The organism is Bradyrhizobium sp. SZCCHNR1098 (genome assembly GCF_032489375.1).
In the GTDB taxonomy this organism is placed as follows: domain Bacteria; phylum Pseudomonadota; class Alphaproteobacteria; order Rhizobiales; family Xanthobacteraceae; genus Bradyrhizobium.
Genome location: NZ_JAUEXY010000006.1, coordinates 334,645 through 351,895, shown reverse-complemented (window position 1 = coordinate 351,895; position 17,251 = coordinate 334,645). Strand labels below are relative to the sequence as shown.

14 protein-coding genes are annotated in these 17,251 nt (G+C 64.5%); 3 read left to right on the top strand and 11 right to left on the bottom strand.

Annotated features, from left to right (window positions below):
• Positions 1 to 324: 324 nt before the first annotated feature.
• Together QX135_RS16040 and QX135_RS16035 are read right to left on the bottom strand one after the other, a co-directional pair.
• A complete protein-coding gene (locus QX135_RS16040) occupies positions 325 to 1,239 on the bottom strand; it encodes a nucleotidyl transferase AbiEii/AbiGii toxin family protein (RefSeq protein WP_315745478.1) in 915 nt (304 codons plus the stop codon).
• Entirely contained in the window at positions 1,226 to 2,080 is an 855-nt protein-coding gene (locus QX135_RS16035) for a type IV toxin-antitoxin system AbiEi family antitoxin domain-containing protein (RefSeq protein WP_315745479.1), read from the bottom strand. The genes QX135_RS16040 and QX135_RS16035 overlap by 14 nt, the downstream gene beginning before the upstream one ends.
• Positions 2,081 to 2,730: 650 nt before the next feature.
• On the opposite strand from QX135_RS16035, the gene QX135_RS16030 reads away from it, so the two are divergent.
• The gene (locus QX135_RS16030; RefSeq protein WP_315745481.1) at positions 2,731 to 3,027 is read left to right on the top strand and encodes a helix-turn-helix transcriptional regulator; all 297 of its coding nucleotides are present in this window, start codon (positions 2,731 to 2,733) and stop codon (positions 3,025 to 3,027) included.
• On the opposite strand, the gene QX135_RS16025 is transcribed toward QX135_RS16030, so the two are convergent.
• The 7 genes from QX135_RS16025 to QX135_RS15995 form a co-directional block, all read right to left on the bottom strand.
• A complete protein-coding gene (locus QX135_RS16025; protein WP_315745483.1) occupies positions 2,981 to 4,237 on the bottom strand; it encodes a tyrosine-type recombinase/integrase in 1,257 nt (418 codons plus the stop codon). The two genes, QX135_RS16030 and QX135_RS16025, sit on opposite strands and share 47 nt — an antisense overlap.
• A 292-nt stretch (positions 4,238 to 4,529) precedes the next feature.
• Positions 4,530 to 6,134: a glutamine-hydrolyzing GMP synthase gene (gene guaA, locus QX135_RS16020; protein ID WP_315739190.1), complete on the bottom strand. Its 1,605-nt coding sequence runs from the start codon at positions 6,132 to 6,134 to the stop codon at positions 4,530 to 4,532.
• A 471-nt stretch (positions 6,135 to 6,605) separates the two neighbouring features.
• Entirely contained in the window at positions 6,606 to 7,907 is a 1,302-nt protein-coding gene (locus QX135_RS16015; protein ID WP_315739189.1) for an RsmB/NOP family class I SAM-dependent RNA methyltransferase, read from the bottom strand.
• A 13-nt stretch (positions 7,908 to 7,920) separates the two neighbouring features.
• On the bottom strand, positions 7,921 to 8,262 hold the full coding sequence (locus QX135_RS16010; protein ID WP_315739188.1) for an MAPEG family protein: 342 nt from the start codon (positions 8,260 to 8,262) through the stop codon (positions 7,921 to 7,923).
• 139 nt (positions 8,263 to 8,401) lie between these two features.
• On the bottom strand, positions 8,402 to 9,424 hold the full coding sequence (locus QX135_RS16005) for an NADP-dependent oxidoreductase (protein ID WP_315770934.1): 1,023 nt from the start codon (positions 9,422 to 9,424) through the stop codon (positions 8,402 to 8,404).
• 155 nt (positions 9,425 to 9,579) lie between these two features.
• Positions 9,580 to 11,067, bottom strand: coding sequence for an IMP dehydrogenase (gene guaB / locus QX135_RS16000; protein WP_315739185.1), 1,488 nt, complete (start codon positions 11,065 to 11,067; stop codon positions 9,580 to 9,582).
• Between the two features lie 279 nt (positions 11,068 to 11,346).
• Entirely contained in the window at positions 11,347 to 11,595 is a 249-nt protein-coding gene (locus tag QX135_RS15995; protein WP_316180464.1) for a hypothetical protein, read from the bottom strand.
• 137 nt (positions 11,596 to 11,732) lie between these two features.
• On the opposite strand from QX135_RS15995, the gene QX135_RS15990 reads away from it, so the two are divergent.
• Entirely contained in the window at positions 11,733 to 13,220 is a 1,488-nt protein-coding gene (locus tag QX135_RS15990) for an MDR family MFS transporter (protein ID WP_316180466.1), read from the top strand.
• Positions 13,221 to 13,234: 14 nt separating this feature from the next.
• On the opposite strand, the gene QX135_RS15985 is transcribed toward QX135_RS15990, so the two are convergent.
• On the bottom strand, positions 13,235 to 14,449 hold the full coding sequence (locus QX135_RS15985) for a sialate O-acetylesterase (RefSeq protein WP_316180468.1): 1,215 nt from the start codon (positions 14,447 to 14,449) through the stop codon (positions 13,235 to 13,237).
• A 322-nt stretch (positions 14,450 to 14,771) separates the two neighbouring features.
• Between QX135_RS15985 and QX135_RS15980 the strand changes: the two genes are divergently transcribed.
• The gene (locus QX135_RS15980; protein ID WP_316234155.1) at positions 14,772 to 16,196 is read left to right on the top strand and encodes an O-antigen ligase domain-containing protein; all 1,425 of its coding nucleotides are present in this window, start codon (positions 14,772 to 14,774) and stop codon (positions 16,194 to 16,196) included.
• Here QX135_RS15980 and QX135_RS15975 read toward each other — a convergent pair.
• On the bottom strand, positions 16,181 to 17,239 hold the full coding sequence (locus QX135_RS15975) for an acyltransferase (protein WP_315770926.1): 1,059 nt from the start codon (positions 17,237 to 17,239) through the stop codon (positions 16,181 to 16,183). The genes QX135_RS15980 and QX135_RS15975 overlap by 16 nt on opposite strands.
• Positions 17,240 to 17,251 lie beyond the last annotated feature (12 nt).

Sequence of the window (17,251 nt, the reverse complement as noted above, 5' to 3'; positions counted from 1 at the left end):
GGCACGAGACTGAACCAGGGGATTTGCAGGTTACGTATGAATTCGAAAAGAACGTGGAGGGCGCATGGTGCTACAGGAGGTGACAACAGAACCTTTGGCTGACGACATCCTCAAGGGAGCAGCTGCCATCGCCTCATATCTTTTCGGCTCGGACGGGCATCGTTACCGCCGCAAGGTCTACCATTTGGCGGAAACTTCGAAGTTGCCCGTGTTCAGACTTGGGTCAGTCCTGTGTGCACGCACATCGGTGCTCGTTGACTTCATAGCAAGCCAGGATAAACGCGTTCACCGGCCGAACTAGAGGCGGCGGAAGCGCCTCAGACCTTATTTGGAAGCCAGTACGCGCTCAAGGCCGGCAACGAGTTCATCGCGCTTTTCTTGGGGCAGCTTGTTGAGGTTTTGCTGGCGCCATTTTACGGCCGGCAGATCAGGAGCGGCCGGAACACCAAGCAGATCCCAGTCGGGCTTACCCCGTTCGAACGCAACAAGAAATTTTCGGTGGTCATCGGGCATTTCGTCTAGGATTGCCGCGACGAGAGCCGCTCGCGCAGCAAGGAGCTCGTCTTTTGAAACCGCCTCATTGGTCATCCCCTGAAAGCCATGCAGGAATTCGTCGCTGATGTCCTTGGCCGATGATCCGAGCACTTCGAACATTGGCCGATCGTGGCTCAACAGATAAATGATGAAAGCTTTGCGGAGATCGTCCGTCACGCCCTCATTCGCGAGGAGGTCGCGTATGTCAAACAGGTCTCGGGGATGCTGACGATCGAGCGCCGCCACGATCTTTCCGCCATACAGATCGGCAAAGGATACGATCCGGGCCTCCGCAAAGCCGAACTGGTTTTGGACGGCATGGGTAGCAGGAGCAAGGACCGGCTCGAATACGCAACCGCGCAGGACCGGGGTTACTTCGATCTTGATCTGGACTCCCTGCGATCTGACCACGAGCTTGATCGTCGCATTTTCTTTTTGCGTCTCGTGAACCTGCGCACCCGGTATGGTTTGTCTGATCTTGGCCGCGATGCGTTTCATCGCAGCGTCGATGGCGGCCAACGATTTTGGTCGCAGCGCAACGGGGACGTAAGTCAGATCGATATCGGCCGAAAGACGCGGCATGTCGCGCACGAACAGATTGATCGCAGTACCGCCCTTGAGGGCAAAGCAATCTTCTTCCGTGACGATGGGTAGAACGCGGAGCAGCAGGGCGACCTGCTTTCTGTAGATCTCAGCGAACGCCATGGAGATCTCCCGGCACCGTTATCTGGTAGGTGGGATCGAGAACGCCTCCCCTTACGAGCATGCGCTTGCCATGGCCGAGGTCAACCGTGTCTTTCTTGAGATATTTGAGCCAGGCGTGCTTGTGGCGATCCGCGAAGTAGAAAAACAGTCGCTTGACCTTTACACTTGCGCAGTCATTGAGAAGTTTCTGCAGCCGGTCGGGGCGTAGATTGGCAAGGCCGCCGAACAAGGCATCAACTTGGTCGAAGCTTTCGTCCTTGGGAAGCTCATCAAGCAGTTCGAAGAGAGCGCGCTCTGGCGTCGAGAGAGTCAAAGGCCAATCCCACTGGCCCCAATTCAGCTGAGTAACATCGCCGCCTCGGAAGGCCGTGACATCGGTCATCTGCCCGGTCTCGACGTTCCAGCGAACGCTGCTTATGCCCTTGGCCACGGGATCGTTTTTGAAGAGGCGCCGGTCGTTGTGATAGACGAACGTGACCGATAGCGGCAACTTGTGGAGCCAGGCCGGGGGCGCTTTCGGGCCGTAGAGATGGACGCGTATCGTCGACTGCGTCAGGTAGTGTGCATAGCCTTGAAGTTCGAGTGCGGTTCGGCCCCCGATAACGAGGGGCGAAAAGTTCAGGATTGTCTGAAGCGAGATCACGGCCTGTTGCCAGCTCAGGGAGCCGCGCGGACGCCGAAAGACTCCGCGAGCGGGTTGCTCAAGCCAGCCCGACTTCACGTACTGATGCTGCAACTGGGGGGAATAGCCATGGGCCTTTAGCCAGGCAGCATCGACGAGCATCCCCTCGGGGAGCATGTCGGCGAGCTGGTTTAAAAGTTTGCCTCTTTGTCTATCCATGCTTGATAATATAGTACAATTTCAAACCGAAATCCAGTTTGAAAAAGTCCAGATATATCAAGCTACTATTGATATGTGAGGGCTTTCTCAAACCGTCGGTCAAAGGATTTTGTGCCATTTTTGTGCCGTGGAGAATCTGGGAGCAATTGGTAATTCTCGCCGAAATTCCCGTAACCAATTGAAAATACTTAGATTTATTTTGTACTGGTTGGGAGAGATTGGTAAGGCATGAAAAAGCCCGCCAGAGGCGGGCTAATCCGTTGATTTTACTTCTAAATTTTTGTTGCGGGATAGGATTTTGAACCTATGACCTTCAGGTTATGAGCCTGACGCGACTCCTAAGCACACTAAAGGGCACCACGAGCAATGTGATTGTTGAAAGAGAAAAAGCCGTTTGAAAAACCGTTTTAGTTTTCAAAACTCAAACGGTGATTTTGGCTAAGTGCTTGATTTGAATGGCGCGCCCGGAACGATTCGAACGTCCGACCCTCAGATTCGTAGTTACAAAGTCTGACCTCAGGGTACGCTAGAGTACCCTATTGCTTCCATTCGCTGGCGAATCTTTCAAATTGTCCTACCGACAGGCGTATGCCTGTTTCATTCGAGTTCGATCGGCTTCAATTGCTGCGTTTCGCACAAGGAAATCGATCATGGCTCGCCAGGAAGGCACGGTACTGAGACGAACGATCCGGCGGCACCAGCTCCGCGAAATGGTCCCTCTCGCCGACAGCACCATCTACGAAATGGAGCAGCGCGGCGAATTTCCGCGACGCTTCGCACTCTCTCCTCGGTGCGTGGTGTGGGACCTGAGCGAGGTAGAAGCATGGCTCCTGCTGCGGCGGAGCGCGCCCCTCACCCGCGCTCCTCATCCAGACGTAAAGCTGCGACGAAGCCGCCCGGTCAAAGGGCAGGATCGGGCTCGAAGATCGGCATCGAAGGCGGAATGAGGGTTGGCGCGTACTTTTGACCACCGACCCACGCGTCGATGATGTTCGACCACTCCTGCATCATGTGTCGGCGCTGCAGCTCGTACTCCGCCTTGTTATAGACTCCGCGTGACGAGCGGCCATCCTCGTGCGCCAGGCACTTCTCGATCCAATCGCTGTTGAAGCCAAGCTCGTTGAGCAGCGTCGACGCTGTCCGCCTGAGGTCGTGGACCGTGAAATGTTCGAGCGGCAGCGCCTCCTTACGGGCGCGCTCAATGACCGCAGTGGTGACCCGGTTGAATGTGGCGCGCGACATCGGGCTGTCAGCATCGTACCGGGATGGAAGCACATATCGCGAGTTACCAGCACAGGTCTTCAGCGCGATGAAGATATCGAGCATCTGACGCGAGAGGTAGACATTGTGTGCCTTCGAGCGCTTCATCCTCTCCTTCGGGATGGTCCAGACGGCATTCTCGAAGTCGACCTCATCCCAGGTCGCATCCTGTAATTCGCTTTTTCGCACCATGGAGAGAAGATAGAGCCTGACGCCCAGCCGGATGGTCGGGAGCGTCGCAACGTGTTCTAGCTGCTTCAGCATGATGCGGATTTCTGCCGGCGACAGCGAGCGATCGCGCGGTACGAACTGCGCGATGGACGATGGGCCGACGTCATCCGCTGGATTGGCGACCTTCTCGCCATGCAGAATGGCGAAGCCGTAGATCTGCTTGACGATATCGCGGACGTGGATCGCGGTTGCCGGCGCACCACGGTCGACAATCGCGGCACAGTGCTTTCGCAAATCGTCTGGCGTGATTTCGGACAAGAGTCGCTTGCGCCAGGGCGGCAGGAGCTCCCGCTCGAAGATTGAACGGCGCATAGCCCGGGTGCTGTCAGCCATCGGAGCCGCCGTGAGCCACTTCTCACCGAACTCTCCGAATGCCTTGGCCTCCATCAGACGCCGTTTGGCGCGCTGCTTCTCGATGGCTGGCGAACGCCCCTCCTTGATGGCGCGCCTCGCGTCGATGCAGAGCTCTCTTGCTCGTGCAAGCGACAGGTCGGCCGGACCGTATTTGCCGAAGGTGATGGTCTCCCTGCGTCCGTTCATCCTGTAGTCGAGCCGGAACGAGATCGAGCCCTTCGTACTGACAAGGACGTACATGCCGTCCCGATCGGTGACCTTGTAGGACTTTTCCTTTGGTCTCAGGTGCTTAAGCGCAGCATCGGTCAGCATTTGTCCGCCTTCTGGGTTCGATACCGTCACGCCGATTTCGGCCGCGGATCTGAAGGAAAGCGACGCCATTTCAATTGGTTGGACCAAAAAAAATACCGTCAGGGCTCATTTCGAGCTGACGGTATCGATCAAAACGGGGTGGGAATAAGGAAGCCGATGCCGTCAAACAGTCCGGCACTGGCGACCTTGGTCCAACGATAGTTCGCGATAGGAGCCGGCAGATTTTATTTTTCGTTTCAGGCAGTTAGGGCGTAGATTTGAGTAGATCCGATTAGCTCTGGCTAGCTGCGAATTATTCCCACTCAATCGTCCCCGGCGGCTTTGATGTCACGTCATACACCACCCGGTTCACGCCCTTCACCTCGTTGATGATGCGCGTGGCCGTGTTGCCCAGGAACTTCATGTCGAACGGATAGAAATCCGCGGTCATGCCGTCCGTCGAGGTGACGGCGCGCAGGCCGACGACGTAGTCGTAGGTGCGGCCGTCGCCCATGACGCCGACGGTCTTGACGGGGAGCAGCACGGCGAAGGCCTGCCAGATGGTGTCGTAGAGGCCGGCCTTGCGGATCTCGTCGATGTAGATGGCGTCGGCCTTGCGCAGGATGTCGAGCTTGTCTGTCGTGATCTCGCCGGGGCAGCGGATGGCGAGGCCGGGGCCCGGGAACGGGTGGCGGCCGACGAACACGTCGGGCAGGCCGAGCTCGCGGCCGAGCACGCGGACCTCGTCCTTGAACAGCTCGCGCAACGGCTCGACCAGCTTCATGTTCATGCGGGCCGGGAGGCCGCCGACATTGTGGTGCGACTTGATCGTCACCGAGGGGCCGCCGGTGAAGGAGACGCTCTCGATCACGTCGGGATAGAGCGTGCCCTGCGCCAGGAAATCGGCGCCGCCGATCTTCTTGGCCTCCGCCTCGAACACGTCGATGAAGAGTCGTCCGATCGTCTTGCGCTTCTGCTCCGGGTCGGTGACGCCGGCGAGCTCGCCGAGGAAGAGCTTTGACGCGTCCACATGCACCAGCGGGATGTTGTAGTGGTGCCGGAACAGATCGACGACGGTCTCGGCCTCGTTGAGCCTGAGCAGGCCGTGATCGACGAACACGCAGGTGAGCTGGTCGCCGATCGCCTCGTGGATCAGCACCGCGGCAACGGCGGAATCGACACCGCCGGACAGGCCGCAGATCACCTTGCCCTTGCCGACTTGCGCGCGGATCTTCTTGATCTCCTCCGCGCGGAAGGCGTGCATGGTCCAGTCGCCGCCGAGGCCGGCGATGTTGCGGACGAAGTTGCGGATCAGTTTTGCGCCGTCGGGCGTGTGCACCACCTCGGGGTGGAACATCAGGCCGTAGTACTTGCGCTGTTCGTCCTGGATCACGGCGAACGGCGCGTTCGGCGAGACGCCGGCGACCGAGAAGCCCGGCGGCATCTGCGTGATGCGGTCGCCATGGCTCATCCATACCTGGTGTTGCTCGCCGGTCTGCCAGACGCCCTCGAACAGGCGGCTCGTGGTCTTCACCTCGACGTCGGCGCGGCCGAACTCGCGGTGGTGGCCGCCCTCGACGGTGCCGCCGAGCTGGGCGGCCATCGTCATCTGGCCGTAGCAGATACCCATCACGGGGACGCCGGAGTCGAAGATCAGTTGCGGGGCGCGCGGGGAGCCTTCCTCATGGACCGATTCCGGACCGCCGGACAGGATCACGGCCTTGGGCTGCATCTCGCGGAAGGCGGCCTCCGCCTTCTGGAACGGCACGATCTCGCAATACACGCCGTCCTCGCGCACCCGGCGCGCGATGAGCTGCGTGACCTGGCTGCCGAAATCGACGATCAGGATCTTGTCGTGGAGCGCGGCCACGGAGGTGTCGGCGGCGGCGCTGGCGGGGGTGTTGGGCTGGGCTGTCATGGCAAGCAATTACGCCGCGGCGGGAGGACTCGCAACCCTTGCCAGCAAGCGATTCACCGGTGCGTACCCCACCCACCGCTGTCGTCCCGGCCAAGCGGACTGGGGCAATGCGCAGCATTGCGCCAGTTCGCGCCGAGCCGGGATCCATAGCCACAGGACGCGGGGCTCGGGCACGCTGTGGCCACAGCTCGCGCCAGACGACGGCCGCGGAGTATGGGTCCCGGGTCGGCGCCCCACGCGCTACGCGCGCGGGCTTGCCCGGGACGACAGCGGGGAATGTTCGTGGCGGGGGGCCGTAGGGTGGGCAAAGGCGCGCGGCAGGCCTTCCGTTTGGTCCACGCTGATGCGCGCCGTGCCCACCGTCGGGCGGCGTTCACCGCGGCGACACGGTGGGCACGGCGCCATTGCCATTGTCGTGCGCGGACATGGCGCGGCAGCGCCTTTGCCCACCCTACGGCGGCGTGGGTGCGGCTACGCCTGCTTCTTCAGCACCGACACGAAGAACCCGTCCGTACCCGTCCGGCGCGGGGTCATCAGCCAGCCCTCCGGCGTCTTCAGCGCGGCCTCGGCGAAGGCCTCGGCCTTGTCCCAGAGGACGGTGGCGGTTTGCTCCGGGGGCTGGATGGAGAACTCAGGGTGGCGTCCGACGAAGGCGCGGACCTGGTCGCCGTTCTCCGGGTTCAGCACCGAGCAGGTGATGTAGGCGATGCGGCCGCCGGGCTTGACCAGGGAGGCCGCGCGATCAAGCACTTCGGCCTGGTCCTTGAGACGGATCTCGAGGGCGCCGGGGCGCATGCGCCATTTGGCGTCGGGGTTGCGGCGCCAGGTCCCCGTGCCCGTGCAGGGGGCGTCGATGACGACGAGATCGGCCGAGGCCTTGATATCGGCGAGCGGGTCGGCGTCGCCCTTCGGGCTGCGCACATCGGCATTGTGGACCCCGGCGCGCGACAGCCGCTCGTGGATCGGCGCGAGCTGGCGCTTGTCGTGGTCGGTGGCGATCAGCCGGCCCTTGCCGCCCATCATCGCGGCCAAAGCGAGCGTCTTGCCGCCGGCGCCGGCGCAGAGGTCGATCACCTGCTCGCCGGGCTTGGCGGCGGTGAACAGCGCCGCAAGCTGCGAGCCCTCGTCCTGGACCTCGATCGCGCCCTTGATGAAATCCTCCTCGGCATGGATTCCGGGATTGCGGGCGTCGGCGCCGAGCGTGATGCGCAGGCCAATCGGCGACCATGGCGTCGGCACGGCGCCGAGATGCTTCAGCGAGGCCTGCACCTTGTCGCGCTTCGCCTTGAGCGTGTTGACGCGCAAATCGAGCGGCGCGCGGCTGGCCATCGCCATGGCTTCCGCAACGCGGTCGTCGCCGAACACGGCGGCGAGATACGGGTCGAGCCAGTCCGGATAGTCGCCGGCGACCGGCGGCGGCGCGCCGTCGGTGGTGCGCGAGGCCAGCGCCTTCTCCTCCTGCGTGTTCAAGGGCGGCGGGGCGAAGCGGCTGCCGTCGCACATCGCACCGATGGTCGCGACATCGAGGCCGCGCTCGAGCTTGAGCATGCCGAGCACGCGGGCGCGCGCAGTGTCGTCCTCCATGACATAGGCGCTGGAGGCGCGGCGGCGGAGCACGTCCCACACGAGCCCGGCAATGGCGGCGCGGTCGCCGGAGCCGGCGAAGCGGTGGCTGGTGCCCCAGTCCTTCAGCGCCTTGGCCGCCGGCGCCCTGTCGGCCTCGATGGTTTCGATGATGTCGATGGCGGCGGACAGCCGGGCGGCGGGGGTCATTCAGGGTCCAGTTCTAGATCAGGAGAAGGATCTTGAGGGCGAAATACAGCCACATCGCCAGCAGCACCAGCGCCGAGGCGGTCCAGGCGAGCCCGCGCTGGCGGCTGTCCTTGGCGCCGCTGACGAGACCGGCATTGACGAAGCGGGTCACCACGAACACCCAGGACAGCAGCACGATCACCAGATCGGCGTGGCGCAGCGGCAGCGCAATGGCGATCAGGGCGTAGAACAGGGTCGGCAGGCCGAATTCGTCGGCGGCGTCAGTGGCTTGCGCCCGCGTCCTGTTCCAGAACAGCAGCGCGAAGGTGAGCCCGACCTCGACGAAGACGGGCAGCAGCACCATGGTCAGCGACATGAGAATCCCCCTCACGAATGTCGAAGGCCCGGCGCGATGCCGGGCCCTCGTGGATGAACCGGTTCCCTCAGGACTCCCGAAAAGCGTCCATGGTTCCCATGTTTTTGCGGAAAGGCTTAAGAATTACATCAGGAGTGGCTCAGGCCTTGTCCGGCCCGACCCGCACCAGCTGCTTGCCGAAATTGGCACCTTTCAGCAGGCCCATAAACGCTGACGGCGCATTCTCCAGGCCCTCGGTGACGTACTCCTTGTACTTGACCTTGCCGTCGCGGACCCAGGCCGACATGTCCTTGAGGAAGTCGCCATGGCGGGAGGCGAAGTCGGAGACGATGAAGCCGCGGATGGTGAGCCGCTTGGTCAGCACGTTGCGCATCAGGGCGCCGGCCCATTTCGGCGCCACCGACTGGGTGTCGTTGTAATGGGCGATCAGGCCGCAGACGGGCATGCGGGCGAAGGCGTTGAACAGCGGGAACACCGCCTCGAACACCGGGCCGCCGACATTCTCGAAATAGACGTCGATGCCTTTCGGGCAGGCTTCCTTGAGCTTGGCGGCGAGATCGGGATCGCGATGGTCGAGGCAGTCGTCGAAGCCGAACTCGGATCGAACGTAGTCGCATTTGTCCTTGCCGCCGGCGATGCCGATGGCCCGGGCGCCCTTGATCCGGGCGATCTGGCCCACGGCCGAGCCGACCGCGCCGGAGGCTGCGGCGACCACCACCGTCTCGCCCGGCTTGGGCTGGCCGATGTCGAGCAGGCCGGTATAGGCCGTCATGCCGGGCATGCCGAGCACGCCGACCGCGGTCGAGATCGGCGCCAGCGCCGGGTCGACCTTGGCGAGGCCCTTGCCGTCGGAGATCGCATGCGTCTGCCAGCCGGCGCGCGCCAGCACGATGTCGCCGGCCTTGAAGCCGGGATTGTTCGAGGCCACGACTTCGCACACGGTGCCCGCTTCCATCACGCCGCCGACCGGCACCGGCTGGGCATAGGACGGCCCGTCGCTCATGCGCCCGCGCATGTACGGATCGAGCGACAGCCAGATCGTGCGCAGCAGCACCTCGCCAGCACCGGGCGTCGGGACGGCGTGCTCCTCGAGACGGAAGTCGGTCGGCTTGGGCTCGCCGACGGGACGTGCGGCGAGAACGATGCGCTTGGCTTGGGACATGGGATGTTTCCTCTTTTGTTGGTTGTGACGGTCGATGCTGGTAGCCCCACGGGCGCCGTCATTGCGAGAAGCGAAGCGACGAAGCAATCCAGGGCTTCACGCGCCGCCCTGGATTGCTTCGCTTCGCTCGCAATGACGGAGAGAGCAAGCGTCGCTTACACCCCGCCCGGATAGTTCGGGCTTTCGCGCGTGATCGTCACGTCATGCACGTGGCTTTCGCGCAGGCCCGCGCCGGTGATGCGGACGAACTCGGACTTGGAGTGAAACTCGCCGAGATCCTTGGCGCCGACATAGCCCATGGCGGCACGGAGGCCGCCGGCGAGCTGGTGCATGACGTTGCCGACCGGGCCCTTGTACGGCACCTGGCCCTCGATGCCCTCCGGCACGAGCTTGAGCGTGTCCTTGATGTCCTGCTGGAAGTAGCGGTCGGCCGAGCCCCGCGCCATCGCGCCGACCGAACCCATGCCGCGATAGGCCTTGTAGGACCGGCCCTGCCACAGGAACACCTCGCCGGGCGTCTCGTCGGTGCCGGCGAGCAGCGAGCCGACCATGGCGACGTCGGCGCCGGCGGCGAGCGCCTTGGCGAGATCGCCGGAGAACTTGATGCCGCCGTCGGCGATGACCGGCACATCGGCCTTCTTGGCCGCCTCGACCGCATCCATGATCGCGGTGAGCTGCGGCACGCCGACGCCGGCCACGATGCGGGTGGTGCAGATCGAGCCCGGGCCGATGCCGACCTTGACGGCGTCAGCGCCGGCATCGATCAGCGCCTGCGCGCCGTCGCGGGTGGCGATGTTGCCGGCGATCACCTGCACGGCGTTGGAGATGCGCTTGATGCGGTTGACCGCCTCGAGCACGCGCGAGGAATGACCATGCGCGGTGTCGACCACGATGAGGTCGACGCCGGCCTCGATCAGCCGCTCGGTGCGCTCGAAGCCGCCCTCGCCGACGGTGGTCGCAGCCGCGACACGCAGCCGGCCCTGGCCGTCCTTGCAGGCCAGCGGATGCGCGACCGCCTTCTCCATGTCCTTGACGGTGATCAGGCCGACGCAGCGGTACTGATCGTCGACGACCAGCAGCTTCTCGATGCGGTGCTTGTGCAGGATCTTCTTGGCCTCGTCCTGGCCGACGCCCTCGCGCACAGTGACGAGGTTCTCGTGCGTCATCAGCTCGGAGATCTTCTGGCGCGGATCGGTGGCGAAGCGCACGTCACGATTGGTGAGAATGCCGACCAGCTTGCCCGGGATGCCCTTGCCGCCGCCGGTCACCACCGGAATGCCCGAGAAGCCGTAATCCTTCATCAGCGCCAGCGCGTCGGCGAGCGTCGCGTCGGGCGAGATGGTCAGCGGGTTGACCACCATGCCGGATTCGAACTTCTTGACCTGGCGCACCTGGGCGGCCTGGCCCTCGGGATCGAAATTGCGGTGGATGACCCCGACACCGCCGGCCTGCGCCATGGCGATCGCCATGCGCGCTTCGGTGACGGTATCCATGGCGGAGGCCATGATCGGAATGTTGAGCGGGATCTCGCGCGTCACGCGCGAGCGGATGTCGACCTCGGAGGGAAGCACATCGGAGAGGCCCGGCTTCAGGAGCACGTCGTCGAAGGTGAAGGCTTCGCGAAGTGTCTGGACGGTCGCCATCGTCAACTCCTTGTCTGCGGCCAAAACGGCCGCGATGCGGGTACGGATGAGCGACGCCGCCGTCGAGACCATGCCTCGCCGTCGAATCGGTGCCCATCGGGGGGGTTGACGCGGGTCGATAGCATGGGCCTGTGACGAATCAAAGGGCCGATCCACCATCCTCCCGCGATTGCGAGGAAGGGCTGACAACGGCCCTCATTCGCGCGCCGCGCGCAATAAAAGATCGTGAATACCCTGAATCCGGAGCAGAAATTCCGCTCGCCTCCAGACCCGCCGGCCTCAGCGCCAAGCGCCCGGCGGCGGGCCGTAGCGCCGGATCGCGTCGACCACCTCGCGGTGCCGCCGGTCCTCCCGCCGCATGTGCACGGCGATCAAAGCGTGCGCCGAGGGCAGCAGCAGCAGCACATGGAAGAACAGGCCGAGGACCAGGCACACCACGCAGAGCAGCAAGTTGAACACCGCCGCAAACGGCTGCCCGTTGAGCAGCAGGCCCAGCGGCGGCACCAGAGCGGCGAGCAGGTAGATCATCGGCACATCTCCAAGAAGCGGGGACGCGACAGCGTCGCGCTGCATTTAGGCGGCCATGCCAGCAGCGCAATGGCCTCGTTCGTCGCAGGGTGTTAAAGCCCCAGCGCCCGCCCTAGTCCTCCCGCTGCCGACCTCCGATGAACAAGCAACGCGTCATTCCGCTGATCGTCGCCACCGCCCTGTTCATGGAGAACATGGACTCTACGGTGATCGCGACCTCGCTGCCGGCGATCGCCAGGGACATCGGCACCAGCCCGCTGACGCTGAAGCTCGCCATCACCTCCTATCTGCTGTCGCTGGCGGTGTTCATCCCGGCCAGCGGCTGGACCGCCGACCGCTTCGGCGCGCGACGCGTGTTCTCCAGCGCGGTCGCCGTGTTCATGATCGGCTCGATCGGCTGCGCCTTTGCCAACTCCGTCGAGAACTTCGTGTTCGCCCGCATCCTGCAGGGCATGGGCGGCGCGATGATGACGCCGGTCGGGCGTCTCGTTCTCTTGCGTTCCGTCGACAAGAGCGCGCTGGTCGGCGCGATGGCCTGGGTCACCATTCCCGCGTTGATCGGTCCCGTCATCGGGCCGCCGGTCGGCGGCTTCATCACCACCTATTTCTCCTGGCACTGGATCTTCCTGATCAACATCCCGATCGGCATCGTCGGCATCATCATGGCGCTGCGCTTCATCGATCCGATCAAGAGCGAGAACCCCGAGCCGTTCGATCTCACCGGCATGGTGCTGGCGGGCATCGGCCTCGCCGGTCTCGCCTTCGGCCTCTCCGTCGCCGGCCTCAATTTGCTGCCATGGTCGGTGGTCGGCAGTCTCGGCGCGATCGGCGCGATCTCGATGACGCTCTATGTCCGCCACTCCTGGCGGACCAACTCGCCGGTGCTCGACTTCTCGCTGCTGCGACTGCCGACCCTGCGCGCCTCGATCGTCGGCGGCTTCATGTTCCGGCTCGGCATCGGCGCACTGCCTTTCCTGCTGCCGCTCTTGATGCAGCTCGGCTTCGGCCTGTCGCCGTTCCAGTCCGGCCTCGTCACCTTCGGCTCCTCGGCCGGCGCGATGGGCATGAAGGCGCTGGCCGCGCGCCTCATCCGCGCCTTCGGCTTCCGCCATCTGATGACGGTCAACGCCGTCGTCAGCTCGGTCTTCCTCGCCGCCTGCGCGCTGTTCACGCCGGCGACGCCGCTGCTGCTGATCCTGATCATTCTCGTGGTCGGCGGCTTCTTCCGCTCGTTGCAGTTCACCGCGATCAACACCGTCGCCTATGCCGAGGTCGAGACTGCGCAAATGAGCCGCGCCACCACGCTCACCAGCGTCAACCAGCAGCTCGCGATCTCCGCCGGCGTCGCGGTCGGCGCGTTCTCGGTGGAGACCACGATGTGGATGCACGGGGCGAGCCAGCTCACCGCGTCGTCCTTCGCGCCCGCCTTCATTGTCGTCGCCATCACCTCGGCGCTGTCGTCGATCCTGTTCTGGCAGATGCCGGATGACGCCGGCAGCGAGATCTCAGGCCGTAAGGTGGCTGCGATCGCGAGCCGCAAGGGCGCTGAGAAGGGCGCGGAGAAGGCCGCCAGGAAATCGGCGAGCGAGACCACGCAGGACGTGCGGGATCAGCGGCTGGGGTAGCGACCGTTCTGCGGTCAAGGTCTCCTCGCGCCGGACTTCCAGAACTCGGCGAGGCGATCCGCCCACATCCGGGCGTGCAGCTCCGTGCCGGCACGGCTCATGTGGCAGCCGTCATGGCGCAGCGTAAGCCCGATCTGATCCGTATCCGGGCCAGGATGGACGCCGAGCGCCGGGTTCGGCACCGCAGCCTGCGCCGAGCGTATGATCTCGTCGGGAACGCTGCCGCAAAGCGTCGCCGTGGCCACGAAGATCGGCGCCGTCACGTCGGCCGCCCGCAGGCCGGCGACGATCTCCAGATAGTTTCGCAAATACGACAGCCGGCCCGCTTCCTTCATCTTCGGGGTGACTTGCAGATGCGTGCCGTCCTCCGCCCCGTTCGTCGAGAAGGCGAAGGCGTTGTGCTCGCCCTGATGCCAGAGCACCGCGCTTGGCTCGAGACCGGCGTCGCGCAGGCCGGCGATGGTTGCGAGCAGCACCTCGAAATACTTGCCGCCGCGGGCACGCCACTCCTCGAGATAAGTCCCGCCGATCGCAACGGGTGCGATCACGACCGTCTTCGCCAGCCCGCGATCGATCAATTCGTCGCCCAGCCGGGTGGCGACGTTCTCGCCCCCGCCCGGCGTTCCCAGCAATGGATTGCGCGCCACGTAGCAGCGGCCGTCGAAGCGGTCGAAATTGTAGAACCGGTTGTGAGGCTGATAGAGCCGGCCACTCTGATCGGGCGCGCCGGTGTTGGAGATGTTCGACTGGCCCGCGGTCAGAAGCACCACCAGCCCCTCGCGCGGAATGGCGTCGCAGGCAATTGGCGTCGCCCTGGCACGCGCAGCCTCGTTGTCCCCCATGAGACAGCGCGAGGCGTTGCCGCCCGCGATGAAATCCGCGTCAGAACCGTACAGCGCAAGGGCAAGGTTGCGTCCCTGCAGCAGGCTCTGCACCTCCGGGTCGCTGCTCGCGCCGTCGATGCGACGGTCGATGTCGGCAAAGGCGGCGCGCCGCGTGCGTACCTGCTCCAACAGCGCCAGGAAGCCTGGGCGGGTCGAGATCGGTCCGACGGCGCAGGGAACGCAATTGCCGTCGCGTGTCCTGGCCGCGGTGGTCGGCTGGCAGACGTCGCGGGCCGGCAGCACCTCCGCGGCGCCGGCCGTGGCAGCGAACGAGGCGAACCACGCTGCGACAAGTACGACGATTGATACACGCAGGTTCATGTTCCAGTCACTCTTCGTCGCCAACCTTGGATATCACCTCTGTTCCAGAGCTTGCATATGACTTCCAGCCGTTCCGGGCCTCATGGTTCGAGACGCGCCGCAAGCGGCGCTCCTCACCATGAGGGGCTTGGATTGCGCTCCGAACACAGACCTCGTCCTGAGGAGCGCGCCCCTTGGCGCGCGTCTCGAAGGACGGCCACAGGGCACTCCCGTTGGTGTCATCCATGTGAAAGCAGCCCCGCGTTCGTGCGGAAGAACCAAGGAGCGCCAATCTCGTTATGCACGCCGGCACCGCCCTGTTTTGTGGATACGGCGCGAGCCGCCTTTTCCATTATAGTCCGCCTCCATGAAGGAGAGCCGAATCGATGCACGGCCGCTCGCCACCCTGGCGACGGACTGTTGGCCAACCGCGCTTCTGCTCGCGGCGACGGTGCTCGCCGTGCCCGCACTCGGCGGCCTTGTCAGGCCGGCCTTCGTGCTCGGCTGCGCGGTCGCCGGCTGGTTCGCGTGGCGTCGCAGCCCCGAAGCCCACGTTCAGTCGGCGATCCTGATGTTCGCCTTCGCTCCTTTCGTGCGCCGCCTGGTCGACATCTCCGGAGGATTCGATTCGTCCGGCATCATGTTGAGCGGCCCCCTGCTGTTCATCATCGCGCCAGTTCCGAGTCTGGCACTCTCGCCCTCGGACAAGGACAGGCCGGGCAATCCCTGGCTCGTGGCGCCGCTCATCATCCTCGCCTGCATCGTCTATGGCGGCGCGCTTTCGATCTTCCAGAACGACTGGTTCAACGCCGCCAATGGCGGAATGAAATGGGCCGCGCCCGTACTCTATGCGATCGCCCTGCAGCAGCGGGCGCAATCCGACGGCGTCCTGCTCGATGCCATCACGCGCGTGTTCCTGCTGGTGCTGCCGCTCACCGGCCTCTACGGCATCTGGCAATATGTCGATCCGCAAGGCTGGGATCGGTTCTGGATGGTGAACGCCAGCATCACCTCGGCCGGCTATCCGCTGCCCTACATGGTGCGCGTGTTCAGCACGATGAACGGCCCGGCCAGCTACGCGACCTTCACGGCCACGGGCCTGCTGCTGGTGGGGTTCCTGCGCCCGGGATGGCTGGCACTGGCGGCGATGGCGCCCGCAGCGCTCGGCCTGTTGCTGTCGCTCTACCGCACCAGCTGGATCACGCTCGCGGTGGGCGTGCTGTTCTGCATGTTGTTCCCCGCGACGCGGCGTCGGGCCGTATCGATCACGGGCGGACTGGTCGGCGCGGTGATCGTCACCGTCATGTTCACGCCGTTCGCGGAGGTCATCACCTCTCGTCTGGAATCGCTCGGCAGCGTGTCGCAGGACAGTAGCGGCAGCGAGCGGCTGGATGAGTTCGTCACGCTGTGGAATGCGCCGAACAGCATGGTCCTGGGATCTGGCTTCACCATCACCGACGTCGGCGTCGCCGGCGCGATGCCGATCGACGGGCAGATCATCGCAAGCTGGGTGACGATGGGCATTCCGGTCGGACTGATCTGCCTCGCGGCCTATGTCTGGGTCGGGCTCGCCGCCACCGGCGCCGCCTGGCGGATGCCGACGCGCGAGGGCGCCGTGCTCGGCGCGCTCGCCATCAGTGCGCTGCTGATCCAGCTGCCGCTGACCAGCATCTCCTCCGGCGAGGTCTCGGCGCTGTTCTGGATGCTCGTCGCCATGGCCTGTCCGCTCGACCAGATGGCCGGCGGCGCACGGCGCACCGTCGCCGCTCAGCAGCATCAGGCCGGCGCCTGATCGGACGTTGCAACGCGCGGCGCGATCGCTGCGGCCTGCGGCTTGCGGGAGGCCGGCGGTGCAAGCCCGAAGACCGGCAGCAGATGCAGCCGCTGCAGGATGGCATGCGCCATCAGAGGAAGCACGACACCGGCCGCCGTCCCGGCCAACAGATAGACCCATGGCGATGGTGGGATGTGCAGCTTGAGCATGATGATGCGCATGCCCGAGCCGCTGAGGATGTGCAGCACATAGATCGTCATCGACGCGACGCCTGCGGCCGCAAGCCAGCGATGACGCGCCGGGGCAAGCAGCTTGCAGAGCCCGACCGTGCCGGCGATCCCGAGCACACAGGCCGGCAGGGAGGCGAGCCCATTGGCGTCCATGCCGGACAGCTGGCCGCCCAGCGCCACCGCGGCCGCAAACGCGATCCCGATCACGGCCAACGCGGACCAGCCGAACGGCCGCCATTCCGCCACCACGCTGACACCGTAGACGCCCGCGACGTAGAACGGCAGATGATGCAGGGTGAGTGCGAGGTCCGGCCGGATCGGCAGCGCGAGGAACACGCAGAGCCCGGCCAGCGCGAGCGTAATCAAGACCGTCCGCGACGGGACCAGCACCGCGATCACGTGGCAGATCATCAGCGCGTAGAGAAACCAGAACTGTGCGATCGGACGATACCAGATCGCGGCGAGATCGCCGGGATGAATCGGGATGTTGGCATCCCGCGCCAGCAGCATCGTGATCCCGCCCTGGATCAGCGACCACAGCACATAGGGATAGGCGATGGTCCAGAGCTTGGACGTGAGGAAGGGACGCGCGCCGCGCCGCAAGCTGTGCTGCACATTCAAGCCGGCCAGAAAGAAGAACAGCGGCATGTGGAACGTGTAGAGCGTGTAGTCCATCCAGCGCGCGACGGCTCCATCCGGGAAGATGCCCGGGCGCACCAGACCGCCAAGCACGTGACCGTACACGACCAAGATGACGCCGAGGCCGCGCGCGAAATCGATCCACGCCGTGCGCGCTGTGTCAGCCGTTGCCCTCTGCGTTCCAGCATCCATGCCCGACTTGTC

Bases quoted from the DNA above. Each gene is read 5' to 3' on its own strand.
- QX135_RS16025 (WP_315745483.1), bottom strand. From the start codon at position 4,237: ATGCTGACCGATGCTGCGCTTAAGCACCTGAGACCAAAGGAAAAGTCC.
- QX135_RS16030 (WP_315745481.1), top strand. From the start codon at position 2,731: ATGGCTCGCCAGGAAGGCACGGTACTGAGACGAACGATCCGGCGGCAC.
- QX135_RS15980 (WP_316234155.1), top strand. From the start codon at position 14,772: ATGAAGGAGAGCCGAATCGATGCACGGCCGCTCGCCACCCTGGCGACG.
- QX135_RS16010 (WP_315739188.1), bottom strand. From the start codon at position 8,262: ATGTCGCTGACCATGGTGCTGCTGCCCGTCTTCGTCGAGGTCGGGCTC.
- QX135_RS16035 (WP_315745479.1), bottom strand. From the start codon at position 2,080: ATGGATAGACAAAGAGGCAAACTTTTAAACCAGCTCGCCGACATGCTC.
- QX135_RS16040 (WP_315745478.1), bottom strand. From the start codon at position 1,239: ATGGCGTTCGCTGAGATCTACAGAAAGCAGGTCGCCCTGCTGCTCCGC.
- QX135_RS15975 (WP_315770926.1), bottom strand. From the start codon at position 17,239: ATGGATGCTGGAACGCAGAGGGCAACGGCTGACACAGCGCGCACGGCG.
- QX135_RS16005 (WP_315770934.1), bottom strand. From the start codon at position 9,424: ATGTCCCAAGCCAAGCGCATCGTTCTCGCCGCACGTCCCGTCGGCGAG.
- QX135_RS16015 (WP_315739189.1), bottom strand. From the start codon at position 7,907: ATGACCCCCGCCGCCCGGCTGTCCGCCGCCATCGACATCATCGAAACC.
- guaA (WP_315739190.1), bottom strand. From the start codon at position 6,134: ATGACAGCCCAGCCCAACACCCCCGCCAGCGCCGCCGCCGACACCTCC.
- guaB (WP_315739185.1), bottom strand. From the start codon at position 11,067: ATGGCGACCGTCCAGACACTTCGCGAAGCCTTCACCTTCGACGACGTG.
- QX135_RS15990 (WP_316180466.1), top strand. From the start codon at position 11,733: ATGAACAAGCAACGCGTCATTCCGCTGATCGTCGCCACCGCCCTGTTC.
- QX135_RS15995 (WP_316180464.1), bottom strand. From the start codon at position 11,595: ATGATCTACCTGCTCGCCGCTCTGGTGCCGCCGCTGGGCCTGCTGCTC.